Below are 24,212 nucleotides of genomic sequence, written 5' to 3' on the forward strand. Positions count from 1 at the left end.
CGCTATGGCAGTGAAATATAATAACATAAAGGAACTACGCCAGAAAAAAGCCCTCCTGAAAAAGGAAATTGACGATCTTCAGGATCTTATAACTTTTAAAGACACCAAGCAGAGCCTCAGCGTGATGACGAGAGGTGCTTCTGATCAGTACCTTACGAAGGAGATGACGCCGGAAGGTGAAAAACTGACTGTACAGACCAAGCCGCTTATGCAGCATATCGGGGATACGGTGACAGGCAAGGCGCAGACCAATTCGATAATAAAATTTGATAACACAGGTACTAAAGAAGTGACAAAACAGAATCTACTAAAACTTGGGGCGCTGGCAATCGCGGGTTTTGCCACGAAGAAAATCATTAAAAGCAGAGGCTTTAAAAACCGGATAATGGGCATCATACTGGTATACTTCGGCCCGAAAATCGCCAAGGTGCTTCTGGACAAACTAGAAGAGTATCAGAAGAATAAAAGTGTGAACAGCGTGGAAAAACTTATCTAAGTTTTTCCTTTTCTTTCCTATTTACGCTGGAAATTCTGCCTTTTTCGTCAATCAAAATTGCGGAATATTCCGGATACTTTCGGATCAAACTGCTACCGGCCTTCTTACCCAGCACCATCGCTGAAGTGGAAAGGCCGTTAGCAAATTCCGTACTGGGGCCTACAACCGTAACGCTCACCATACCCTTCGCCGGCCAGCCTGTCTTTGGGTTGATGATATGAGAATACCTTACCCCGGAAAACTCTACGAATTTTTCATAATCTCCGGAAGTAGCGATGGACAGATCATTCGCTCTGAAAACCCTGATGACCTTTCGGTTCTTTGCAGGATTCTGGAGCCCTATGCTCCACGGAGAACCATTCGGCTGGGAGCCCCACGCCGCTATATCGCCAGAGGCATTTATAATTCCTCCAGGTACGCCCATCCGCTTCAGTAGATTTCGGGCACGGTCTGCAGCGTAAGATTTTCCGGTAGCGCCGAAACCGATTTTCATCCCAATTTTTTTTAAGAAAATGGTAGAATTAGCACTATCCAGAATGATATTTCTATAATCCACATTCTTTACGGAATTTTTAATCATGCGCTCGTCGGGGAGTTTCTCCATACTCCCGTCAAATTTCCAAACCTTATCCATTGCAGCAGTGCTGATATCAAAGGCTCCATTCGAAATTTTTGAGAAAAAAACCGCCCTTTTTGTCAGTTCAAAAACCTCCTGCGAAACCCGCACCGGAGCGATGCCTGCCATACGGTTGACCTCAGAGATTTCCGTGCCCTGCCGCCATTCAGAAATCTGGTTTTCGATGCGGGCGATCTCTGCAATGGCAGCGGCTATTGCCAAGTTGGCCGCCGAAGTATCTTTTTCTACCACCGTAATTTCAAAATGGCTGCCCATAAGCTGCAATGTTTCTTTGGAAACAACCTGAGCGAAAGCAAACTGGACTTTTATCATAAGTCCGAGGAGAAAAATCAGCTTAAATTTAATAGCAGTCGGAAACAATTTGGCCAGCATTTTTATAAAATTCAAAATCTTTTCCCGTACTTTCCAATATTCCTTTCATTACTTCCACGGAATCGCGGTACATAGCAAGGCTGCCACAAAGCATTACGACGCCGCCAGATTCAAGAACCCGCCTAAGCATCAAAGAATTTTGATTCATCAGGTCGGTAACGCGGCGCGGATTGCCGCCCCGAGATATTGCCACTTCGGACATTTTGACATTTGAAAATCTACGCGGCAGGCTTTTCATTAATTCGGAAAGCTCGCTTTCAAAACGAAAACCGCATAGGATGCTTATTTCTTGATGGGGGCTAGATTCATTCAGCATACCAAGGAAAGGGGCTGCTCCCGTGCCGTTGGCAATCATCACCACTTCCGGTACGGCGGGATCGAGGCGGAAATTCTTGTTTTCCAGAATTTTCCCTGAAAAATAATCACCGGCACGGAGGCCGCAAAGTAAGCCGGAACCTATACCATCCTTGTAATGTTTTACCAAAATCTGCGCATCCCCGGATTGGCTGCTTCCTAAGGAGTAGAACCGCTCTTTGCCCTGAGGGTAAATGCCTAGCAAATCTCCAGAGCGGAATGCTGCAGTAGGCTTGAAGCGTATGCAATGTGTAGAATTCTTTTCGTCAATAAGAATATTTTCTGTAATCATAAAGCTCTCAACTTTCTGATTTTCAAATCGATAATACTCTGCGGCATGGGCAAGCGGAATACCGGACTGCTCAGCCCAATATTGCGCCCATTTTGAAAATTCCGTATAGTTTTTCTCATTAATTTTATACAACGGAAGCAGCTGGGCCCAATGTGCGCCTTTAATCCAACCAAAAACGCTCTCAGCATATCCGCAAAATTTTGGGTAAGATGCAGAGCCGAAGCCTACCACGGAAACTAAAATTTTATGGTTTTGGTTGATTTGCTCCAGCCGGTCTTTAAACTTTAGCGCATTCTGTGGAGCCTCGCCGTCGCCGGAAGTGGCTGTGAAAATAAGTAAATGTTTCGCAGCTGTGAACTCTGCGTAATCATCCAGATTTAAAACTGTTGATTTAATTTTTTTAGAGGCAAACTGCTGATGTATTTTTTGGGCAAACTGAAATGTTGTCCCGTTTTCAGATCCCACTAAAATGATAATTTCCGCCACGGACGGCTCAAACTCGTTTTTAATTTTCTTCCAGCTGCGCCGGTACCAAATTGCAAAACCGGACCAAATGAAAATTGGAATTCCAAGCGATGCCAAGCCTAAAACAACAGACCAGGCTGCGCTGCTATTGCCGGTATGCAGTATCTTTAGAAAAACCTCAACATTTTTTCGGAAGGGTTCCCTGTGCTCTTCAAGGACGGTGCCCGTGCGCGGGCTGAGCAGCAACATCTTCTCTGGGAGTATGATTTTAAAATGCTCCTCGGGATCCTCCGCGTCCAGCGGGAACTGGATTTTCTGCACCTCCCCTAGTTTTATTTTTCTCAAAACTGGAAATTCGGCTACGGAAACAGGTGAGCCAGCTTCAGGGTTTTTTGATACCCGCACCTCCGATTCGGGAATCAGGTTAAAGCGGAATAGGCAGAGAACAGTGCCGGAAACTGCGGAAATAAGCAGTGGGATACTAAAAATACGGGAAGCAAGAATGTGTAAAAACTGCGCAGGGAATTCTGTCCTTATTTTGGAAATAGGTTTCAGCCAGCCGCCATTGCGCTTCGCCAAAAGTACACTGCCAGAGATGATTATAAGCACCAGCAAGAACGCAAAAATACCGGCGATGGCTCTGCCGGTTTCGTGGAGGAAGAAGGATCGGTGCAGCGTTTTTACTTGGCTAATGAAGTGCGTCTCTCCTCCGGATTCTGATATTTTTTCTCCTGTTTTCGGGTTTATATTAAAGCGCTCTTCATTTCCCTCCTCATCGAAAATCTGCAGCTCAGTATATCCAGCATCACTTCTTTTCAGCTCCAAAATGTCGGGATATTTTTCCTGAAGCCGTGCTATTACTTCTGAAAGCGGCTCCTCTGTAGAACTTTCCGCGCCGCTTCTAATCCGCTGCCAAGCTGAATCTGCAGCAAGTATTGCCCCGGTCACGGAAATCACGAGCAAAAAAGCTGACGAAAATACCGCCAGCAGTAGATGCGAGATGCGCCAGATTTTCTTCGTCACCTACTGAATTCGGGAAAGTTTCACATAACGGATGTAGCCCTTGCCCTCCGTTTTCGTACTTATGGCCTCGGTAGCCAGCGGGATTTCAGCATCTATGGCGTGGTATTCCCGGTCTTCCACAGCGGTTTCAAAACGCAGCCTGTAGCCCTTGTTCAGCCAGGAATCCGGGATGTCAAAAGTTTTCACCGCGCGGTCCCCGCCTGATACCGATGCGCCTGTGATCGCGCTCAGCTGCTCAGGTTTCACCTTCTGCGCCTTATTCCACTCTTTCAGGTTTTTATACCATTTTTTTTCAGGTCCCAGCACGGCGAGTGTTTTGCGGTAATTGCCTTTAGCATCCACTACAGATGCCACAATATACGCGCCTTCGCCGCTGTAGTTCGTCATCTGGATGAGGCAGCGATATTTTTGGGCGGATACCGAGATACCCGAAATTAACAAAAAAAGGAAGCTAATTCTTGCAAAATGTTTCATTTATTTTAAAAAATTCAGATTAACATTGTTTTTTTTAAGAGATTCGTTCTCGGCAGCGAGTTCGTAAGGAGTTTCTCCGAATTCTGTCTGGGCGGACTTATCGGCGCCCATTGTCAGGAGAGATTTCATCAGTGTATCATCCGCGGAAAGCATTGCAGCACGGTGTAGCGGCGTATAACCTTCCTTATTTTTTTGGTTAATATCCGCCTCGAAAGTGCTGACTTTTCCCAAAAGTGCAGGGTCATTCTTCGCGATGGCGATGTGGTACGCATTACTTCCATCTCCTTGTACCGCGGCCAAGTTAAGTCCCGCTTTTTGAAGTATTTTTAATTTCTTGTCAAAATCGCCGGCAGTCTTGCTGCTGTAAGAATTGATAAGATAATAGAGCGCGTTTTTCCCCTGGTTGTCGGCTGCCTTTACATCGGCACCTTTACTGAGGGCAAGCTCAAGAACTTCGGGAGAAGCTTTGGCTGCGGCATTCAGCAGCACCGTTGTGCCATTTTTACTCTGGTTATTGATGTTTTGGGCATTTTCAAAAAAATACCCGGCGACGGATGCATCGGTTGCACGGCCTGCCAATATCACGGGCGTATCTCCGGCGGTATTTGGCAAATCAAGGCTTAGACCTTTGGAAACGAGGAACTTCACAGCATCCAGAGATCCTTTTTTTGAAGCAATCAAATGGAGAGCGGTATTACCATCGCTATCGGCCATTTTCGGATTAAGTTTCAGATCATTAATCAAAAACTTAAAAACTTCTTCAGACACAGGCGCAGCCCTTGTCCCTGCGGCTGCATAAAGTATGGCGTGTTCTGTTGGCTTTGCTCCCTTCTTCAGCAATTTTTTTAAAAATTCTACATCACCGCTCCGCGCTGCATAATCAAACACCGTGGCTCCGCTATGGTCTTTATCATTGAGGCTCAAGCCTTTTGAAAGCAGGTAATCGGTTTTCTTAAAATTTTTATCATTGGCCACCGCCAGCATCAGTAGTGTGGCTCCGTTTTCCTCCCTTTCCGCAGGCTTGTATCCAGCCTTGAAGAAGGCTTCGGCAATGGCTTCCTCTGCCCTGCCCGTAAGCCCAAAGCCAAGCGGCGTAAGCCCGTGCGAATCTACAAGGCGGATATCCGCACCCTTACGGATTGCTTCTTCCACCGCAGGCGTGTTTCCGGAGAATGCGAGCCAATGCAGGTAGTTTGCATTATGATGCAGGATCTTATCCACAGAGTTGCCGGGCTGGCTCATCAGAAAAATCACAACCTCCGGTGCTGCGCCATTCATCGCGGAAACCGCTACCGGATCGAAGCCGTTATCTGATAACTCCGAGGGCGAATTGCCTTCATTAATAACTGCTTTCACTGAAGCTAAATCTGGATTAGACTTCCAGAAATTTTGGTCTAAAAGCTTATTCTGAGCCCCTACTGATGAAGCAAACATCAAGAAAGCTGCCCGAAACCATAGTTTCATTTTATTTAGATTAATTATAATTAGTGCAAAGCTACACAATTATATTTTTTTCCAAACAAAAAAGAGCATTTATTTATAATTAAAAATTGTTGAGTAAAAATTGACAGCAAAATAAAGTTCAATTCATTAAATTTGCGGATTAGCATACCATAATGACTTCAAACGAAATACGCCGAAAGTTTTTAGAATTCTTCGAAAGCAAGCAGCACCAAATAGTACCTTCCGCTCCCATTGTGCTGAAGGACGACCCAACTTTGATGTTTTCAAATTCAGGGATGACGCAGTTTAAGGATTACTTCCTTGGCTACCGTGAACCCAAATCTCCAAGGATTGCCGATACACAGAAATGCCTTCGCGTTTCCGGAAAGCATAACGACCTGGATGATGTGGGCAGGGATACCTACCACCACACAATGTTTGAAATGCTGGGCAACTGGTCCTTCGGCGATTATTTTAAGGAAGAGGCTATCGCTTTTGCGTGGGAACTTCTCACGGAAGTTTACGGCTTAAAGCCTGAAAATCTGTTCGTTACAATTTTTGAAGGCGATGCCTCGGAAAATTTGGAAAGAGATAATGATGCGTATAATTTCTGGAAAAAGCACATATCGGAAGACCGGATTTTGAACGGAAATAAGAAGGATAATTTCTGGGAAATGGGTGAAAGCGGACCTTGCGGACCTTGCTCCGAAATTCACATCGACCTTCGTTCTGATGCGGAGAAAGCGCAAATTCCCGGCAAAGATTTGGTGAACCAGGATCATCCACAGGTTGTGGAAATCTGGAACCTGGTTTTTATGGAATTCAACCGGAAGGCTGATGGCTCGCTGGAAAAACTGCCGAAGCAGAATGTGGATACAGGGATGGGCTTTGAGCGGCTCTGTATGGCGCTTCAGCAGAAATCCTCCAATTACGATACCGATGTCTTCACACCGCTAATTGCCAAAGTGGAAGAAATTTCCGGCAGGAAATATGAAGGCAAAATGGATGATGAGAGGGACATTGCAATCCGTGTGGTGGTGGATCACATCAGGGCGGTTTCCTTTGCAATTGCCGATGGACAGCTGCCTTCCAACAGCGGTGCAGGCTATGTAATCCGCAGGATTCTTCGCCGCGCCATTTCCTATGCCTACCGTTTTCTCGGGATGAAGGAAGCCTTTCTGCATCAATTAGTTAGCGTTCTTAAAAATCAGATGGGAGAATTTTTCCCAGAAATTTTCAAGCAGGAAAATTTGGTAACAGAAGTTATCAGGGAAGAAGAAAATGCGTTCCTTCGCACCATTGAACACGGGCTTTCCCGATTGGATGCTATTGTAAATGACACGATTTCCCGAAACGAAAAAACATTGGCAGGTGCAGAAGTTTTCGAGCTTTACGACACCTATGGTTTCCCAGCGGATTTGTCGAGAATCATCGCTGAAGAAAAAAATCTAAGCGTGGATGAGGCTGGTTTTGAAGAGGAAATGCAGAAGCAGAAAGATCGCTCGAAGAAATCTTCCGCGCAGAAAATTTACGATTGGGTGGTTCTGGAAGAAAAGCCAGAAAGCTTTGTAGGTTACGATAAGACGGCGACGCCAACCTACATCACCAGATACCGGAAAATTGAAAATAAGGACGGTGAGTTTTTCCAAATCGTGCTGAGCGAAACGCCCTTCTATGCTGAAGGCGGCGGCCAAATCGGCGATAAAGGCGTGCTGATCCCAAGCTATGCCAAAGGTTTTGACATTTCCAACCCGGAAATTTTCAATTGGGAAAAATCCGACGAAGTGCTGGAAATCCTGGATACAAAAAAGGAAAACAACCTGATATATTCCCTGATAAATGAGCTGCCGAAAGATGCCGGCGCAGTTTTCTACGCCAAGGTAAATGCCGATGAACGGCGCAATACGCAGGGCAACCATTCCGTGACGCACCTTCTGCACGAAGCTTTGCGCGAAGTTTTGGGCACCCATGTGGAACAGAAAGGCTCATTCGTTGGACCGGATTATCTTCGATTCGATTTCTCGCATTTCGCGAAAATGACGGATGAAGAACTTGCCTTGGTGGAGCAGAAAGTGAACGAGAAAATCCGGCAGAATATTCCGCTGGAAGAGTTCAGAAATATACCGATTCAGGAAGCGCTGGACAAAGGTGCGATGGCACTTTTCGGCGAGAAGTATGGCGATAATGTCAGGATGATTCAATTCGGCACTTCGCGCGAACTTTGCGGCGGTACGCACGCCAAAAGCACCGGTGAAATCGGGCATTTCAGGATTTCTTCGGAATCTTCTGCGGCGGCAGGAATCCGCAGGATTGAAGCAATTTCCGGCGATAAATCTCTGGAATATTTTAAAAATCTGGAAAATCAGTTTGCCGGGCTTTCGCAACTTTTGAAAACGAAGGATTTGGCAAGATCTGTCGAAAAATTAATCAACGAAAATGCAGCGTTGAAAGCTGAGATAGAAACGCTGAAAAAGGCTTCGGCAAAAGGTGAAACCGAAAACTGGAAGAATGAATTTACCGAAAAAAATTCGCACCAACTTCTCGTGAAAAAAACTTCACTGGATGCAGCAAGCGTGAAGGACATCGTTTTTCAGCTGAAAAAAGAAATTCCGAAATCTGTAATCGTGATAATTTCTGATGCCAATGATAAGCCGATGATAACGGTGGGTGTTTCGCAAGACATTGAAAATCAATTCAATGCAGGCAGCATCGTAAAAGATTTGGCAAAGGAAATTAATGGTGGTGGCGGTGGAAATCCCGGTTTTGCAACTGCTGGCGGAAAAAATCTGCAGGGCATAGATGCGGCGGTTAAAAAGGCGCAGAACATTTAACAAAAGAACTTTCGACAAATATGAAAAAAATAAGCATCCTCCTATTCCTTCTGATTTTTGCGGCAATTTCTGCGCAATCCAAAATCGTGGTGAGGGAAACCGGCACGGCAAAGCCGATAGCTGGCGCACAGATAAAATGTGGCAGAACGCTGCTGGCAACCACTGACGAAAACGGCGTGGCGAACTTCCGCACGAAGTGCAAAAAGGTGGATATCTCTGCGAAAGGCTACGATGAGGACGAAGCCCTGACGGACAAGATGATGGAAATTGCGCTGGCAAGAACGAGCGAAGGAACCAAGGGCATCAAGGGCATCGTGCTGCAGGATAAAAGCGACCCGAGAGCTTTGGCAATCCTGAAAAAAGTGAACGAAAACTATGCGCAGAATTCGCCGAACAGCCTGGATTCTTACACCTTTAAATCTTACGAAAAACTCAGCTTTGATTATGATGAGGACAGCATCAAGGCTTACCAAAAACAGGTGGACATCAAGCTGGATTCGCTGAAAGATTTGCCGAAAAAACCTGAGCCGAAAAAAGCGAACCGCTTTGATTCTGTGCAGATTATGAAGATGTCGGCAGAAAGCCAGCTCTTCATTTGGGAAAGGGCGAAGGAATATCTTTACTCGCAAAAGCGCGGCGAAAAAATTAATATTATTGATAACAAAGTTTCGGGCTTCCAGGAGCCGATTTACGAACTGATAATGGCGCGAAGCAATAGAACAGAGCAGCCCAAGGAAATTCGCGAAGAAAACCGCAGCCTTTACAGATTTTTCCTGACGGATTCGATTGAAATAGACGGCAGGAAAAATTTCGTGATAAGATTCCGCCACACAGATTATAAGGAAGCGAGAGAAAGCCGCCGGTTTAACGGCTACATTTATGTGGATGCGGAAACCTTTGCGCTGAAAAAAATCGAGACCAATTCCAAAGTAAAAAGCGAAGGAACGATGGTGAGCATCTGGAAACCAATTAACGGGAAATGGTTTCTAGAACAGGAATACGCTAAAATGCGTGCATTTGGCATTGACCTGAACGATGAAAAAAAATACAATAATCCGAACAAGAAATTCGGCGTTTACGCTTACCTCACGGTGAAGAATTACGACTTTGAAACGCCAATTCCTGCGGAAAGGGAAAACGAATTCAAAGGCTACACGGTGGAAGTTAAAAACTCCGACGGCACACTGCTGGAGCAATACAGAACGGAGCCTTTAACTGAAAGAGAATCAATGGCTTACGATGCTGCAGAAACACTGAGCAAGCAATATAAAATAGAATCGAGAAGCCGGATTCTTACGGATTTGCTTCGCGGAAGATACAGGCTTGGCATCGTGGATTTTGATTTGGCGAAACTTGCCGGCTACAATCTTTATGAAGGCTTCAGGCTTGGCATTGGCGCTAAACTCAACGAGAAATTCCACCGCTACATTTCGCCGGATGCGTACATAGCCTACGGCTTCAAAGACCGCGGCTTTAAATATGGTGTGGGAGCAGATTTCCGTACTACGCTGGAAAAAAACTCGATTTTCCGCGCGGAAATTTATGACGATGTTTCTACGGCGGGAAAATTCAGCGAGGAATTCTGGAATTTCCGGATGCAGCTTTTAAATGGCGGAATTTCCTTTAACAACGACCGATTTTACAACTACCGCGGTTTCAAGATTTCGTACGAAAACGATTTGCTGAACAGCCTTTCGGCGAGAATTGCGGTGCGCCACGATAAAGAGCGCGCGGAATTTCCGTATGAATTCAACAATCTTGGAAATAAATTTGATAACACCGCGCTGAAATTCACGCTGAAATACGCGCCAAACTCCAAGAACATCATGACGCCTTCCGGAAAATACACCTATTCATCGGACAATCCGGAATATTATTTCAACATTGAAATCGGGCAGAAAATCTTGGGCGGCGATTTGAGCTATACAAGAATCGACCTGATGACCAACCATAGTTTCAAGACTAAGATCGGGACTACGGGCATAAGACTTTTTGGCGGGATGTCTACCGGCGATGTGCCGATTTGGCATAATTTCCAAATGAATGGCCTGGGTTCCGGAAAGCCAGACAAATTTAAGTTCAACCTCACTTCCTACCTTGGTTTTGCGACGATGGAATCTGGGAAATATTACAACGATAAGCTTGCCGGCTACTATTTTCAGCACGAGATTCCGTGGTATTTCAAAAGCTTCGGCAGAAATACTTCCAATTTCAACCTGATCTACCGCGGGACAATCGGCGATATGAAGCACCCGGAATATCACGATTTTGAATTTGAAAAAATGAATAAGCTATACCAGGAAGTTGGCTTGGAATGGGTGGGCTTCCTCAGCACACGGTTTAATCTGGGCTTTTTCTACAGGCTTGGTCATTATCAAACGGATAAATTTTCCGAGAACTTTGCCGTGCAGTTCAAATTGAAATTTTTAGGTTATTAGAGGCGTTGGCATTACTGCGCTAAAGCATTTTGTGAGAATGACAAACACTGAACAACAGATAAAAAACCCGAAAACCACCAAATCTCTTAGCAAATGGCGTATCAGCCTTGGCCTTTTCCTGCTCTTCCTCTCGGCGGTGCTGGTGATTGCCTTCACTTCCTACCTTTTGTCCTGGCGTGCTGACCAAAGCCAGGCAGGAAGAATCTTGGATAAAAGCGTAAAATCCAGCAACCTTTTCGGGAAAGTTGGCGATTGGCTTGGCAATGTTTTTATCTTCGAAAGCCTGGGCATCGCAGCGTACATCATCCCTTTCCTCTTTATTATGGTGGGAACCATCGTGCTGAAAAAGCGGTATTTCAAGCCGTGGAAAACCATAGGCCATTCGCTGTTTTTCATTTGCTGGCTGCCGATTTTTATGGGTGCCATCACCAAAGGCGAAGGCGTTCTCAGCGGCGTGTACGGTTTTCAGATTATGGATTTCCTGCGCTCTGCAATTGGCTGGTTTGGTTTGTGGATGGTACTTTTGGCAAGCATCGCGCTGTATTTTATTTTGGAATTCAATATGAGACCATCTGCGATTAAAGCTAGGTGGCAGGGCATTTCGCAAAAACTTCAGAGCCAAAAACCTGATTCCGAAGAAGATTTCATTTCGGATGAAGAGATGAAGGATATGCTTCACGATGGCAACGAAATTCAACACTTGGAAAAAACTGAAAATCAAGAAGTTAAGAAAGAAAATCCAACTTTTGAGCAAATTGAAATTAGCCTAAATTCTAAGCAGGAAATTTCCAACGATGAAAAACCGCAAGGTTTTGAGACGATACAAACACCGAACAGAACTTCCTTTGCCACAGGAAATTCTTCCGATGATTTCCCTTCGGAACTTTCTGAAAATGAAGGCGATAGCTCAGCTATTACGCTGAACCTGAACGGTTTTGGCGGTGAGATAAAGCCTGCGGTTTCTTCCAGAAATTCTTCACCGAAAAACAATCTGGACGACATTGAAATCAATGTAGAAGTGGCGGAAACCAAGGATGATGCCGATGAAATCGACATAAAATCGAAAGAGCTTGTGGAAAAGCACGGGCTTTACGACCATACTTTGGAACTCGGAAATTTCCAAATGCCGCCGATTGATTTGCTGAAAGATTACGGCAACGAAGAAATCCACATCAATAAGGACGAACTTGAAGAAAATAAGGAGCGGATTATCAGCCTGCTGAAGAATTTCAATGTGGGCATCGCACAAATCAAGGCAACCATCGGGCCTACAGTTACGCTTTACGAAATCGTTCCAGAGGCAGGAATCCGTGTTTCGGCCATCAAGAAATTGCAGGATGATATTGCGCTGAACCTTTCGGCATTAGGCATCAGAATCATCGCACCGATGCCAGGAAAAGGAACCATCGGGATTGAAGTGCCGCGCCAAAATCCTACGATGGTTTCGATGCGCTCTGTGATTTCTTCACAAAAATTCCAAAATACCGAAATGGATTTGCCGGTAGTTTTCGGGAAAACGATTTCCAACGACATCTTTATGGCAGACCTTGCCAAGATGCCGCACCTTCTGATGGCTGGTACTACAGGTATGGGTAAATCCGTAGGAATCAATGCGATACTCACTTCCCTGCTGTACAAAAAACATCCGAGCGAACTGAAATTCGTAATGATTGATCCGAAAAAAGTGGAACTTACGCTTTATTCAAAAATCGAGCGGCACTATCTTGCGAAACTTCCTGATGCTGAAGATGCGATAATCACTGATAATCAGAAAGTTATAAACACGCTGAATTCACTTTGTGTGGAAATGGACCAGCGCTACGAACTGCTGAAAAACGCCTTCTGCCGAAACCTGAAGGAATATAACCGGAAATTTACCGAGCGCAAACTCAATCCGGAAAACGGCCACCGCTACTTGCCTTACATCGTTTTGGTGGTGGATGAATTTGCCGATTTGATAATGACGGCGGGCAAGGAAGTAGAGCACCCGATTGCTCGCTTGGCACAATTGGCAAGGGCTGTAGGAATTCACTTAATCGTGGCAACGCAGCGGCCTTCTGTGAATGTGATTACCGGGATGATTAAGGCTAACTTTCCTGCCAGAGCAGCTTTCCGAGTAATTTCCAGCGTGGATTCTAGAACGATTATCGATTCACCGGGTGCAGATCAGCTCATCGGAAAAGGCGATATGCTGTATTTCAACGGCAACGAAATTACGAGGCTGCAGTGCGCTTTCGTGGATACGCCTGAAGTGGAACGCATCGTGGATTTCATCGGTGCGCAGAAAGGCTATCCTTCGGCGTTCATTCTGCCGGAGGTTCCAGGAGAAGAAACTACGGCAGGAAGTTTTGACCCGAACGAAAGGGATGCGCTTTTTGAGGAAGCAGCGCGAATTATCGTGGGTACGCAGCAAGGTTCCACATCTATGCTGCAGCGCCAGCTGAAATTGGGTTACAACCGCGCAGGCCGCATCATCGATCAGCTGGAAGCCAGCGGAATTGTAGGAAGTTTCAACGGCGCAAAAGCCCGTGAGGTTTTAATCACGGACCTTAACGCGCTTGAAAATTATCTCGAAACTTTGAAGTAATTATTTCTTCTTCAGGCATTTATCCAAAAACTGCTCCTGCTCCCAAAGTGTGTGCAGGATGCTTTCCTTTGCCTGATAACCGTGGGATTCCTTCGGCAGAAGAACCATTCTGACCGGAGCACCCAAATTTTTCAGCGCCTGAAAGTAGCGTTCCGTCTGCATCGTGAAAGTTCCCGAATTATTATCCGCATCGCCGTGAATCAGCAGCATTGGCTTCTTCATTTTTTCGGCGTTCATAAACGGCGACATCGTATTGTAAACCTGCGGAACATCCCAGTAATTGCGCTGCTCACTTTGGAATCCGAACGGCGTTAGCGTTCTGTTGTAGGCGCCGCTTCTTGCGATTCCGCAGGCATAATCATCGGAGTGCGTAAGAAGATTAGCCGTCATAAAAGCACCGTACGAATGCCCACCTACTGCCACGCGATTTCTGTCAATATAGCCTAATTTGTCCACCGCATCTATCGCCGCTCTTCCATTGGCAATCAGCTGTGGAAGGAAGGTATCGTTCGGCTCAGCATTGCCTTCACCGATGATGGGGAAAGACGCATCATCCAGCACAGCGTAGCCCTTGGAAACCCAGTAAATAAAGGAACCGTAGGACGGGAATGTAAAATCGTTCGCGTTCTTGCGGCTTTGTCCCGCTGTATTTTTATCCTTAAATTCCGTAGGGTACGCCCAGATTAATAGCGGAAGTTTTTCGCGCTTATTTTTTCTATCGTAGTTTGCCGGCAGATAAAGCGTTCCCGAAAGCTCTACACCATCGTTCCGCTTATATTTTATCACTTCCTTATGCACTTTGTTCAGGCTTTCGAACGGATTGGCAAAATTGGTAACCGCCGCCGCTTTTCCGGTTTTGATATTTTTCCTAAAAGTGTTCGGGTATTGCGTTGCGGATTGCTGCGAAACCAGAATTTCGCCCTTCTGAATATCCAGTATGTCAATAATTGACTCTTTCACATTCTGATTTTTGAAGGTGTAAAGCCGCTTTTTCTGCAAGCTTGCCACATCTACTTCATCGATGAAAGGTTCCTGCCCGTCTTTTTTATAGCCCTGCCCTATCAAATGCGCTTTGCCGTTTTTAATGTCAATCACATTTCTACCAAAATGATTTTTGATCTCGTTAAATCTTCCCGGATCGCTGTAAATGTCCTGATAATTGCGGTCTTGGATGATTCGTGAAGTACCGTTTTTCAGGTTTACCAGAAATGATTTCGTGTTCCTCGTATCGTACCAGCTTTCGGAAACCACGGCATATTCAGCGTTTGACCAATCTACGCCGCTAAATCTCTGCCTCGTTTTGAAGAAAGATTTCGGCGCAGCGCTGAACGGTGCTTCCCACAGGAAAATTTCATCTCGAAATTCTGCAGGCTTATTCTGATCGCCGCCATCCAAAGCTTCCGCGAAAACTAAATTAGCCGGCATATCATCACGCCAGGAAAAACTGCGCTTCCCGGTTCGCACGGAAGAAAAACCTTTCGGCATCGTTTCGTTCAGCGGCACTTCATTCACCACCTTTACTAAATTGCCCTTTGAATCGTACACCGTGCTTGTCATCGGATATCTTGAATAAGGCACGATGTAAGAAAACGGCCGCTGTAAAGTGGTGAGCATCAGGTAATTACCATCCGGTGAAAAACTTGTGCCGAGATACAGATCGGCATTTTTCAGCAGTGTAGAATTACCATTCAAATCTACTTTATGAATTTCAGATTTTGCTAAATTTTCAAAATTCGCTTCATCTTGCGGATTTTTCAGCAGGTCTGCATAAGTTCTGTTCTGCGAAACTTTCCCGTCCGAAACCGAAACTATCGGGCCTTTGGGCAATTCTTTGTCCTGATTAATCAATGGCGCACGGTTAGCCGGAATTTTCTTCACGAGCAGGCTTTGAGAATCGCGGTACCAAATGAACTTTACCAGCCGGATTTTTTTCTGCCTGAAATAAGCTGATCTATGGAAAATCTTCCGGGACCAAGACACAGCAGCACGGCGTAAATTGCGAGATAAAGCAGGGCTTTTTCCTTGATGTCAAACGAATCGGCGCTATGAATGGCAAACGCTGCCACAGCCATTGTGAAAAACAGTATCAAGGCGGAAGGCCGCGAAAACAGGCCTAAAATCAGGAAAAGTGAGCAGCCTACTTCCGCAAGAATGGCGAGAATCATGCTAACCTGAATGCTCAAACCGAAAATTGAAGGGAAATTGGCGGTATTTCCTGCCATCAGTTGCTCGAGTTTTGGCAAACCGTGCGTCATCATTGCAACGCCGATGAATAGGCGCATCAAAAGCAGCACCGTATCAACAGCCGTGGCATTGCGATTCGTGGAAAATAAAAAATTCATACCCACAGATTTTCATCCAAAAATAATGAAATTTACAAAGTGAGTGAAAGTTTGAAACAACTGTGATGGAACTTTTTCACAGCCCTAAAATTTCTTTTTTCGTTTTGCAGCGCTCGATGGCAGCCTTAGCTTTTTCGATTTCGGCGTTGTTGTAAAGCGTCAGTGCGTACTCTTTGTACTTCGCAATCGCATTGTCAAAATCCTGAGTTTCTTCATAAAAATACGCCCACTCTCTCGCCAAACTGCTGCGGTTCACACCCGGTATATTTTCAGCGCGTTGCAGCAAATCGCGCAATTCCTGAGTGCGCTTTTGTCCGCTAAGCAAAATTGCATAATTGATGTAGCCCGCACCATAGTCCGGCGCCGTTTCAATCGCAATTTTGTAATGCATTTCCGCTTTTTGCGGATTATTTTCCTTTCGCTCGAAAATCCAGCCCAGGTGATTATGCGCCTTGCCAAAATTCGGGTCTTCCGCCAAAATATTTATCAGCACAGACTTCGCTTCCTCAATCAAATCCTGCGCTATCAGTTGATCTGCCCTAAGAAATTCGGATTCTAAAAACTCGTTCATATTTTGTGATTTGTGGTCAGCCTAACTTTTTACTTTTGCCTCTTTACTTCTTTTATCTGTACCCAAAATTCTTCAGATCGCGTTCGTTCTTGCGCCAGTCTTTTTTCACTTTTACAAAAAGATTCAGGTGAATTTTCTTGGCGAAAAATTTCTCCAAATCTTCACGCGCTTCCGTTCCCACTTTTTTTATGGCTTCGCCTTTATGCCCGATTAAAATTCCCTTCTGAGATTCCCGCTCTACATAAATGATTGATTCTATGACGATTACATTCTCGTGCTCTTTGAATTGTTCCGTCACCACTTCCACAGAATATGGGATTTCCTTTTCGTAATTCAGCAAGATTTTTTCCCGGATTGTTTCATTTACGAAAAATCTTTCTGGCTTGTCTGTAAATTGATCTTTGTCATAATACGGCGGATTTTCCGGCATTAAGGAAATAAGTTTCGGCAAAATAACATCCGTGTTGAAACCTTCTGTGGCAGAAATCGGCAGGATTTCAGCTTTCGGGATTTGTGCGTGCCAGAATTCCATCGCCTTTTCCAGATTTTCCTGATTGGAAAGGTCGATTTTGTTGATTAAAATCAAGACCGGCACCGGTATTTTGTTGAGTTTTTCGATGAGAAACTGCGAGGGTTCCGCTTTGTCCGAAATATCCACGATGAACAGGAAAACATCGGCATCCTGCAGAGAATCCTTCACGAAATCCATCATCCTTTCCTGCAGCTCATATTTCGGGTTCAGAACGCCAGGCGTATCCGAAAACACAATCTGCACATCATCTTCGTTGTAGATTCCGAAAATTCTGTGCCTGGTTGTCTGCGCCTTCTGCGTTACAATGGCCAGCTTTTCGCCCATCAGTCTGTTCAGCAGCGTCGATTTTCCGGCATTCGGTTTCCCTACGATGTTTACAAATCCAGCTTTATGCATCGGCATTTTTTCAGTTCTGCAAAGATATTACAAACTTTCCACAGGCTTTTTCACCACGGGCAAAATTTCATTTTTCATCAGCCCGAACCTTCGGATGTCTTCATCAGAAAATTTTTGTGAATAATAAACGGCATCCGCTTCAAAGCCTGCATTTCTCAGCCTTTCGAAATAATCCATCCCGTACCACCGCACATGATCGTACTGCCCGAAATGCTTCTGCCGCTCTTTCGGCTCGGTGATTGTGAAATCTTCGTAAGTTTTTTCCAGTGAATTTTTCATCGGCACCTGAAAAATTCCCCAGCCACCGGGCTTCATCACGCGGAAAAGTTCCTGCATAGCCTTCGCATCATCTTCAATATGTTCCAGCACATGGTTGCAGAAAATCACATCAAAGGTGTTGTTTGCGAAGGGTAAATTCAGGATATCTGCCTTCACATCCACAATCGGTGAGAGAAGGTCTGCCGAGATGTAATCCAGGTTTTTCATTTTCCGGAACCGCCGAAGAAATTCCTGCTCCGGTGCGATGTGCAGCACTTTGTAATTTTGGGTAAAAAAATCGGTTTCACGCTGCAGATACAGCCACATTTGCCGGTGCCTTTCCAGCGACAAAGTTCCGGGCGAAAGCGCATTTTGGCGCTGCTTTCCGTAGCCATAAGGAAGAAACTTGCGGTAACTTCTGCCGTCAATAGGGTCAAAAAATTTATCGCCTTTGAAAAACTGATAAACCAATGGCCGCAGCCACACACTGATCCGTATGAGCCACGGTCTCGGAATTTTGTTTAGCAGAAATTTGGTGAAATTCATCCTGCAAAAATCGGAAATTGCAGGGATTTTGTTTAAATAAAAAGCGCGAAGCGCTGAAATATTTGTAGAGTAGAATGGACAAGCCCTGAAAGAAAAAGGTGCGAAGCACTGGTATAGTTTAAAATGTCGCGCTTTCAGCGCTCACTAAAAATTCCGCACAATTTCTACATATATTTCGAGCCTTCGGCTCTGCGTCAAACTAACTCATTAAACAAAAACCTCTCATCGAATTCCACTTGAAATTTTTCTAAAAATTCCACATACTCTGCACGAAATGATTTCTTCTTGTGGTGCGCTTCCTGATTTTGAATGTAATGAACAACTTGATTCAATTGCGAACGGCTGTAAGAAAATACGCCATACCCTCTCTGCCATTCAAATCTTACCGGCAAAAACCTCTTCTCATTGATGAATTTTGACGAATTTGATTTGATTTTATTCACTAAATCTGCAACCGATTGATTAGGTTTCATCCCAACTAAAATATGTATATGATCAGGCATTCCACCTACAGAAATCAGTTTGTGACCGTTGTTCTGAACAATTCCAGCAATATACCTGTAAACTTCATCCTGAAAAGTTTTCAACAATAAACCGTCACGGAATTTTACCGCAAAAATAAAATGCAGATAAACCTGAGAAAATGTCCCTACAGAATTGGAAGCTTCCATCAAAACTCCATCGTGTACGGTGCCTCTTCATCGCTTTCGATGCCCAGCGCTTCGTGCACATATTTGAAGGTGGACAGCAAAACCGGCCTGCCCTGAATGATGCACACATTGTGCTCAAAATGCGCCGAAGGACTATTGTCCGCAGAAGTCACCGTCCATCCGTCCTTATGCCATTTCACGCGGTGTGTGCCCAGGTTTATCATCGGCTCTATCGCCAGCGCAACTCCATCTTTCAGCACCTTTCCGCTGCCCCTCCTCCCATAGTTTGGAACCTGCGGATCTTCGTGCATCTTCTTTCCGAGACCGTGGCCTACCAGTTCCCGCACAACGCCGTAACCGTGCGCTTCGCAGTAAGTCTGGATGGCGTTGGAAATATCCCCCACCCTTTTTCCGCGCACGCATTGCTCAATGCCTTTGTACAGGGATTCTTTCGTGATTTTCAGCAGCTGCTTTACTTCCGGTTTTACTTCGCCTACTTCAAAGGAATACGCGTGGTCGCCATAATAGCCGTTCATCAGAACGCCGCAATCTACCGAAAGTATATCGCCTTCTTCCAGCGGTTTATCATTCGGGATGCCGTGCACCACTTCTGCATTTGGCGAGATGCAAAGGTTTTTCGGGAAGCCGTATAGCCCGAGAAATCCCGGGACGCCGCCATTATCGTAAATAAATTCCGCACCTATTTTATCGAGATGATTGGTGGTAACGCCAGGCTTTATTTCCTTGGCAATCACCCCTAAAGTTTTGGAAACCAGCTGTGCAGATTCCCGCATTAAACGAAGTTCGTCAAGGGTTTTTAATATAATCATTCGGCTGTAATATAAAAATTTCAGACTCGATTTCCGAGCCTGAACTGAAAGATTTTAGATGAAAATTTACCAGAAAAGTCCGCGCTTTTTTTCCTTCTTCATTTTGGAATAGGGCAGCACTTCGCGGCCTTCAACCCTAAATTCGATGCGCTCATTAATGATGTTGTAAACTTCGCCCCAGCCAGGAAAACCGCCCAGGTTTCTATCGTCTATGAAAAGGTCTGCATCAATTTTCCGGCTCTGGCAGCTGTGGTCGAAAATCTCACCTTCAAAACTTGAATTCACGGCGTAGAATTCCACGCCATTTTTCCGGCAGAATTCCACGGCTTCCTCCAAAGTTTTGCCTTCACGGAAAGTCCAGAGAATAAGCCTATAGCCTTCGCTCTGCAGCTTTTTCAGGGTTTCGAAAGCGAAGGTTTTCACCTTGCCAATTCCTGGATAGGCATCTTCCACAATCGTTCCGTCAAAATCAATCGCCAGCTTTTTATTGCTTCTCATTTCTGAAAATTATCTGCAAAGATAAGCAAACGGTTAAAATTCAAGGTTTAAGGTTTAAAGTTTAAACAACTTAAACAAATCAAACAACCTGAGCAATCTGAACAGTATTGAACCTTAAACCTTGAACTATTTAAACTCAACTTATCAGCACATCGCCCGTCATTATTTCCGGAATTTCGATGCCCATAGCAGTAAGGATGGTTGGCGCCATATCGCCCAGTTTTCCGTCCTGCACTTTCCAGGTGCGGTCTTTATCCATCACAATCAGCGGCACCAGGTTTGTGGAGTGCTGCGTATTGGGCGTGCCATCGGGATTTATCATCACATCAGAATTGCCGTGGTCTGCCAGGATGAACACCGCATAGCCGTGATTGTAGGCAGCCGTTGCCACTTTTTCGATGCAGCTATCCACGGTTTCCGCCGCTTTTACCGCCGCTTCAAAAACGCCGGTATGCCCTACCATATCGGTATTTGCAAAATTCAGACAGATGAAATCCGCGGTTTCATTTTCAATTTCCGGAATAATTTTTTCGGTGATATCGTATGCCGACATTTCCGGTTTGAAATCGTAGGTTGGCACATCTTTAGGGCTTGGGCAAAGGATTCTTTTCTCGCCTGAAAACTCATTTTCTCTTCCGCCGGAAAAGAAGAATGTAACATGTGGATACTTCTCCGTCTCAGCCACACGGATTTGCGTTCTGCCAGCACCTTCCAGCACTTCGCCCAGAGTTTCTGGCAGAATTTCATCATCAAAAACCACCTGCACACCGTGGAAATCCTTGTCATAATTGGTTAGCGTCACATAATGTAGCTGCAATGTATGCATCCCAAATTCAGGAAAATCCCGCTGCGTAAGGGCTTCCGTAATTTCCCTGCCACGGTCTGTACGGAAATTAAAGCAAATCACCACATCGCCGTTTTCAATTTTTGCAACCGGAAGATTATTTTCCGTTAAAACTATCGGCCTGATGAATTCATCCGTAACTTCCTGATCGTAAGAGTTTTGCACCGCCTGCAAAGCATTATCTGAAAATTCGCCCACCGCATTTACCATGGCATCGTACGCCAGCTTCACGCGCTCCCACCTTCTGTCCCGGTCCATCGCATAATACCTTCCCACAATGCTCGCAATTTTCCCTGTGGTTGCCACACAATGATTTTGCAAATCTTCGATGAAAGCCTTTCCAGAAAGCGGATCGCAATCTCTGCCGTCCGTAAAGGCGTGCACGAAAACATTGTCCTTCAGCCCAAATTCTGCGGCGGCGGAAAGCAGGCCTTTTAAATGATTGATGTGGGAATGCACACCGCCATCAGAAACCAAGCCGATGAAATGCAGCTTTACGCCTTCATTCTTCACCGTTTCATAAGCGTTGCGGATTACCGGCTCGTTGCCCAGCGTTCCATCCTGAACGGCCATATTCAGCTTGACAAGATTTTGGTAAACTACCCTTCCTGCACCAAGGTTCATATGCCCAACTTCAGAATTTCCCATCTGTCCTTCCGGCAAGCCTACGGCTATTCCGCTTGCCTGCAGTTTGGAGTTCGGGAATTTTTCCAGGCAGGAATCGATGAAGGGTGTTTTGGCCTGAGCGATTGCAGAAACTTCCGGAACCGTGCCAAGGCCCCAGCCATCCAGAATGGCCAGCAGTGCTTTTTTTGACATAAGATTAGTTTTCTACAAATTTACGCCGTTCTGCTGAAATTTTCAAAAATTCAGCAATAAAATGAAAGTTGCTAAATTTACAGTTTTTAACCGAAAAATGGATTTACGGGACCAACTGAAGAACCTTTTCCCTGACCACATTGAGCAGGATTTCGAAATGCCGGAAGAAAAATTTGTGCAGAATGAACCGCTGGTTTGCCGTTACGAAAAAAAGGGCAGAAACGGAAAACCGGTGACCATCATCGAAGGATTTGAAGGGCCGGATGATGAAATTAAGAAAATTTCGAAAAGCATTAAAACCAAGCTGGGAATCGGCGGCTCTGAAAAGGATGGCAGCATCATCATCCAGGGTGATAACCGCGATAAAATTAGGGCGATCCTCCAGGAAATGGGCTATAAAACGAAAAGAGTGGGCGGATGAACATATTTAGGCTCGAAATTTGTATTCAAAATAATATAAAACCAATTAAATAAATTATTATGGACAACACGAATCTTAACAATGAATTGGAAAGGGGAGTAAACAACGCAGAGAATGCAGTGAGAAATACTGCAAATGATGTAAAATGGACCGCTGAAGAGTACTCTGAAAGAGCTAAAGATTATATCCGCGAAAAAAGAGCCAGAAACGAGGAACCGAATCAGGAAGATTGGTTTGAGCGTGCAAAGAAAGCAATAGGCGATGCGTGGGAGGATACTAAGGATGCGGTTTCCGACGCTTGGGAAAAAACCAAAGATTGGGCAGAAGATGCAAAAGCTGATACGAAGAAAGCGGCTATTGATGCAGAGGCTGAGATCAACAAAGCTACGAACTAATATTTTAATATTGAAAGCCAGGTAAGCCTGGCTTTTTTTAACATATTTTTAGAATTGCAGAATAGATTTTTGGCATAGATTTTTCTATCAGAAAACTACAATTAACTTAAATTTAAAAATTATGGGCAACAAAAGAAATGGACTTCTCGCGCTAATTGGTATGGGTGCATTGGCTTACTATCAGTACAAAAAATCTTCCCCAGAGAAGAAGAAACAAGTCAACGATACCCTAAATACGGCAAAAGATAATATAACCAAGCTAGGTACGGATATCAAAGGCAAGGCTGAAGGTATGCTTGGCTAAGCCGTTCTCATTAACAGTTTTTAATCCCGAAAATTTCGGGATTTTTTATTTGCCTTTTCTTCTGGATTTTGCTTTCTGCTGGGCACGGTTGGATCCGTTATATTTTGGCTTTCTTTTCGATGGCCCACCTAAATTCACCTTCAGGTTTTTCGCCTTTTTTTCGTGGAAGGCACCGCTGTTTTCCTGAAGCTCCACACGGTTCGGAATTTTCATCCGCACTTCATCCTTCTCGCTTTCGATTTTTTTCGGGTCAATTTTCACCCCAGCAGGAAATGCCGATTTCTCAATTTCCCTGTTCATCAGCATTTCAATTTCCAGCAGCGGTAGCTCTTCTTTCTTGGTGAAGAAGGTCAGCGCCCTGCCATCCTTATCGGCACGGCCCGTTCTTCCGATACGATGGATGTACTGCTCAGGGATTTCTGGCACTTCAAAATTGACGACATCCGAAATTTCCGAAATATCCAATCCTCGGGCCATCACATCCGTCGTGATTAAAACCCTAACCTCCTGATTCTGAAACTTTTGCAATGCACGAAGCCTATAGTTTTGAGATTTATTGGAATGAATTACATCGCACTGCTCAGGCTGCCATTCATCAATTTTTGTAAAAAGCAAATCGGCGTGCTTCTTATTATTCGCAAAAATCAGCACCTTTTTCATCTCAGGATTTTCATCCAGAAGAAATTTCAGCAGATTAATTTTCGTGTTAAAATTTTCAGCAAGAATTGCCTTTTGCTCGATTTTTTCCAGCGGCGTTCCGGATTTTGCCAGGGAAATTTCAACCGGCGATGCGAAATACTCGCCCAGCATTTCATCCACTGCTTCCGTCATCGTCGCTGAAAACAGGATGTTTTGCCGCCGCGTTTTCATCATCTCAAAAATATGCGTAAGCTGAGGCCTGAAGCCAAGGTTCAGCATTTCGTCAAATTCATCAATGATGAGTTTCTGCACTTCCTTCAGCGAAACGGCATTGTCAATCGCCAAATCCATCACCCTGCCCGGTGTTCCGATCAGAATATCGCAGCCTTCGTCGAAAAGTAATTTTTGCGTGTTGATATTTTTCCCACCGTAAACCGCTGTAATCCTGGCAGTTAGGTTCACCGCCAAAGATTTCAGCACATCTTCAATCTGCACCGCCAATTCACGAGTTGGTACAAGAATTAAAACCGTAGGATTTCCGCTTTTGCTGAATTTCCACTGCTTTAAAACCGGCAGAAGATACGCCAAAGTTTTACCGGTACCGGTTTGCGCGATGCCCATCACATCCCTTCCGGAAAGGATGGGCTTGAAACTTTTCTGCTGAATTGGCGTAGGCTCGAAAAGTTCCAAATCGGCGAGAGCATCGAGGATTTTTACTGGCAAATCAAAATCAGCGAAAGTCACAAAACGAATTT

General features: G+C 44.9%; 21 protein-coding genes. 7 read left to right on the forward strand and 14 right to left on the reverse strand.

Annotated features, from left to right (window positions below; all coding sequences use genetic code 11):
• The first annotated feature begins 4 nt into the window (after positions 1-4).
• Positions 5-496, forward strand: a complete 492-nt coding sequence (locus BUB43_RS03660; protein WP_073178423.1) for a hypothetical protein — start codon at positions 5-7, stop codon at positions 494-496.
• Here BUB43_RS03660 and BUB43_RS03665 read toward each other — a convergent pair.
• The 4 genes from BUB43_RS03665 to BUB43_RS03680 are packed head-to-tail and all read right to left on the reverse strand — an operon-like array spanning position 489 to position 5,469.
• On the reverse strand, positions 489-1,445 hold the full coding sequence (locus tag BUB43_RS03665; RefSeq protein ID WP_083541141.1) for an FAD:protein FMN transferase: 957 nt from the start codon (positions 1,443-1,445) through the stop codon (positions 489-491). The two genes, BUB43_RS03660 and BUB43_RS03665, sit on opposite strands and share 8 nt — an antisense overlap.
• A 28-nt stretch (positions 1,446-1,473) precedes the next feature.
• Positions 1,474-3,639 carry a PepSY domain-containing protein gene (locus tag BUB43_RS03670; protein ID WP_073178427.1) on the reverse strand — a complete coding sequence of 722 codons (2,166 nt, stop codon included), beginning with the start codon at positions 3,637-3,639 and terminating at the stop codon, positions 1,474-1,476.
• Entirely contained in the window at positions 3,640-4,113 is a 474-nt protein-coding gene (locus BUB43_RS03675; protein ID WP_073178429.1) for a DUF2271 domain-containing protein, read from the reverse strand.
• Complete coding sequence (locus tag BUB43_RS03680) at positions 4,114-5,469, reverse strand: ankyrin repeat domain-containing protein (protein ID WP_159430225.1); 1,356 nt, start codon at positions 5,467-5,469, stop codon at positions 4,114-4,116. It abuts the gene before it with no gap.
• Positions 5,470-5,729: 260 nt separating this feature from the next.
• On the opposite strand from BUB43_RS03680, the gene alaS reads away from it, so the two are divergent.
• The 3 genes from alaS to BUB43_RS03695 are packed head-to-tail and all read left to right on the forward strand — an operon-like array spanning position 5,730 to position 13,412.
• Positions 5,730-8,387, forward strand: coding sequence for an alanine--tRNA ligase (alaS, locus tag BUB43_RS03685; protein WP_073178433.1), 2,658 nt, complete (start codon positions 5,730-5,732; stop codon positions 8,385-8,387).
• A 20-nt stretch (positions 8,388-8,407) separates the two neighbouring features.
• A complete protein-coding gene (locus BUB43_RS03690) occupies positions 8,408-10,825 on the forward strand; it encodes a hypothetical protein (protein WP_073178435.1) in 2,418 nt (805 codons plus the stop codon).
• 37 nt (positions 10,826-10,862) lie between these two features.
• Positions 10,863-13,412, forward strand: coding sequence for an FtsK/SpoIIIE family DNA translocase (locus BUB43_RS03695; RefSeq protein ID WP_073178437.1), 2,550 nt, complete (start codon positions 10,863-10,865; stop codon positions 13,410-13,412).
• On the opposite strand, the gene BUB43_RS03700 is transcribed toward BUB43_RS03695, so the two are convergent.
• From BUB43_RS03700 to gpmI, 9 genes are all read right to left on the reverse strand, one after another.
• Complete coding sequence (locus tag BUB43_RS03700; protein WP_083541133.1) at positions 13,413-15,392, reverse strand: alpha/beta hydrolase family protein; 1,980 nt, start codon at positions 15,390-15,392, stop codon at positions 13,413-13,415.
• On the reverse strand, positions 15,326-15,754 hold the full coding sequence (locus BUB43_RS03705) for a DoxX family protein (protein WP_073178439.1): 429 nt from the start codon (positions 15,752-15,754) through the stop codon (positions 15,326-15,328). Before BUB43_RS03705 ends, BUB43_RS03700 begins: the two co-directional genes overlap by 67 nt.
• A gap of 76 nt (positions 15,755-15,830) precedes the next feature.
• Entirely contained in the window at positions 15,831-16,325 is a 495-nt protein-coding gene (locus BUB43_RS03710; protein WP_073178441.1) for a hypothetical protein, read from the reverse strand.
• Between the two features lie 52 nt (positions 16,326-16,377).
• Positions 16,378-17,253 (reverse strand): GTPase Era, encoded by an 876-nt coding sequence (gene era / locus BUB43_RS03715; RefSeq protein ID WP_073178617.1) that lies wholly within the window; start codon positions 17,251-17,253, stop codon positions 16,378-16,380.
• Positions 17,254-17,280: 27 nt separating this feature from the next.
• Positions 17,281-18,057 (reverse strand): class I SAM-dependent methyltransferase, encoded by a 777-nt coding sequence (locus tag BUB43_RS03720; RefSeq protein ID WP_073178443.1) that lies wholly within the window; start codon positions 18,055-18,057, stop codon positions 17,281-17,283.
• Positions 18,058-18,251: 194 nt separating this feature from the next.
• Positions 18,252-18,728 (reverse strand): IS200/IS605 family transposase, encoded by a 477-nt coding sequence (gene tnpA / locus BUB43_RS03725; protein WP_073178444.1) that lies wholly within the window; start codon positions 18,726-18,728, stop codon positions 18,252-18,254.
• The gene (gene map / locus BUB43_RS03730; RefSeq protein ID WP_073178446.1) at positions 18,728-19,537 is read right to left on the reverse strand and encodes a type I methionyl aminopeptidase; all 810 of its coding nucleotides are present in this window, start codon (positions 19,535-19,537) and stop codon (positions 18,728-18,730) included. The genes tnpA and map overlap by 1 nt, the downstream gene beginning before the upstream one ends.
• A gap of 66 nt (positions 19,538-19,603) precedes the next feature.
• Entirely contained in the window at positions 19,604-20,035 is a 432-nt protein-coding gene (locus tag BUB43_RS03735) for a BT0820 family HAD-type phosphatase (protein WP_073178449.1), read from the reverse strand.
• A gap of 136 nt (positions 20,036-20,171) precedes the next feature.
• Positions 20,172-21,698 (reverse strand): 2,3-bisphosphoglycerate-independent phosphoglycerate mutase, encoded by a 1,527-nt coding sequence (gene gpmI, locus BUB43_RS03740; RefSeq protein ID WP_073178451.1) that lies wholly within the window; start codon positions 21,696-21,698, stop codon positions 20,172-20,174.
• Between the two features lie 97 nt (positions 21,699-21,795).
• On the opposite strand from gpmI, the gene BUB43_RS03745 reads away from it, so the two are divergent.
• From BUB43_RS03745 to BUB43_RS03755, 3 genes are all read left to right on the forward strand, one after another.
• Positions 21,796-22,119 carry a translation initiation factor gene (locus BUB43_RS03745; protein WP_073178619.1) on the forward strand — a complete coding sequence of 108 codons (324 nt, stop codon included), beginning with the start codon at positions 21,796-21,798 and terminating at the stop codon, positions 22,117-22,119.
• Positions 22,120-22,178: 59 nt separating this feature from the next.
• Positions 22,179-22,514 (forward strand): hypothetical protein, encoded by a 336-nt coding sequence (locus BUB43_RS03750; protein WP_073178453.1) that lies wholly within the window; start codon positions 22,179-22,181, stop codon positions 22,512-22,514.
• Positions 22,515-22,635: 121 nt separating this feature from the next.
• Complete coding sequence (locus BUB43_RS03755) at positions 22,636-22,818, forward strand: hypothetical protein (RefSeq protein WP_073178454.1); 183 nt, start codon at positions 22,636-22,638, stop codon at positions 22,816-22,818.
• Between the two features lie 45 nt (positions 22,819-22,863).
• Here the strand turns inward: BUB43_RS03755 and BUB43_RS03760 are convergent, their stop codons facing one another.
• Complete coding sequence (locus BUB43_RS03760; protein WP_073178456.1) at positions 22,864-24,210, reverse strand: DEAD/DEAH box helicase; 1,347 nt, start codon at positions 24,208-24,210, stop codon at positions 22,864-22,866.
• Between the last annotated feature and the right edge of the window lie 2 nt (positions 24,211-24,212).

This window comes from Cruoricaptor ignavus (genome assembly GCF_900141665.1).
Taxonomy (GTDB): domain Bacteria; phylum Bacteroidota; class Bacteroidia; order Flavobacteriales; family Weeksellaceae; genus Cruoricaptor; species Cruoricaptor ignavus.

What these genes read in the sequence shown, in the direction of transcription:
- BUB43_RS03660 (WP_073178423.1), top strand. Translation starts at nt 5, where the DNA reads ATGGCAGTGAAATATAATAACATAAAGGAACTACGCCAGAAAAAAGCC.
- BUB43_RS03665 (WP_083541141.1), bottom strand. Translation starts at nt 1,445, where the DNA reads ATGATAAAAGTCCAGTTTGCTTTCGCTCAGGTTGTTTCCAAAGAAACA.
- BUB43_RS03675 (WP_073178429.1), bottom strand. Translation starts at nt 4,113, where the DNA reads ATGAAACATTTTGCAAGAATTAGCTTCCTTTTTTTGTTAATTTCGGGT.
- alaS (WP_073178433.1), top strand. Translation starts at nt 5,730, where the DNA reads ATGACTTCAAACGAAATACGCCGAAAGTTTTTAGAATTCTTCGAAAGC.
- BUB43_RS03690 (WP_073178435.1), top strand. Translation starts at nt 8,408, where the DNA reads ATGAAAAAAATAAGCATCCTCCTATTCCTTCTGATTTTTGCGGCAATT.
- BUB43_RS03695 (WP_073178437.1), top strand. Translation starts at nt 10,863, where the DNA reads ATGACAAACACTGAACAACAGATAAAAAACCCGAAAACCACCAAATCT.
- BUB43_RS03705 (WP_073178439.1), bottom strand. Translation starts at nt 15,754, where the DNA reads ATGAATTTTTTATTTTCCACGAATCGCAATGCCACGGCTGTTGATACG.
- BUB43_RS03710 (WP_073178441.1), bottom strand. Translation starts at nt 16,325, where the DNA reads ATGAACGAGTTTTTAGAATCCGAATTTCTTAGGGCAGATCAACTGATA.
- era (WP_073178617.1), bottom strand. Translation starts at nt 17,253, where the DNA reads ATGCATAAAGCTGGATTTGTAAACATCGTAGGGAAACCGAATGCCGGA.
- BUB43_RS03720 (WP_073178443.1), bottom strand. Translation starts at nt 18,057, where the DNA reads ATGAATTTCACCAAATTTCTGCTAAACAAAATTCCGAGACCGTGGCTC.
- tnpA (WP_073178444.1), bottom strand. Translation starts at nt 18,728, where the DNA reads ATGGAAGCTTCCAATTCTGTAGGGACATTTTCTCAGGTTTATCTGCAT.
- map (WP_073178446.1), bottom strand. Translation starts at nt 19,537, where the DNA reads ATGATTATATTAAAAACCCTTGACGAACTTCGTTTAATGCGGGAATCT.
- BUB43_RS03735 (WP_073178449.1), bottom strand. Translation starts at nt 20,035, where the DNA reads ATGAGAAGCAATAAAAAGCTGGCGATTGATTTTGACGGAACGATTGTG.
- gpmI (WP_073178451.1), bottom strand. Translation starts at nt 21,698, where the DNA reads ATGTCAAAAAAAGCACTGCTGGCCATTCTGGATGGCTGGGGCCTTGGC.
- BUB43_RS03745 (WP_073178619.1), top strand. Translation starts at nt 21,796, where the DNA reads ATGGATTTACGGGACCAACTGAAGAACCTTTTCCCTGACCACATTGAG.
- BUB43_RS03750 (WP_073178453.1), top strand. Translation starts at nt 22,179, where the DNA reads ATGGACAACACGAATCTTAACAATGAATTGGAAAGGGGAGTAAACAAC.
- BUB43_RS03755 (WP_073178454.1), top strand. Translation starts at nt 22,636, where the DNA reads ATGGGCAACAAAAGAAATGGACTTCTCGCGCTAATTGGTATGGGTGCA.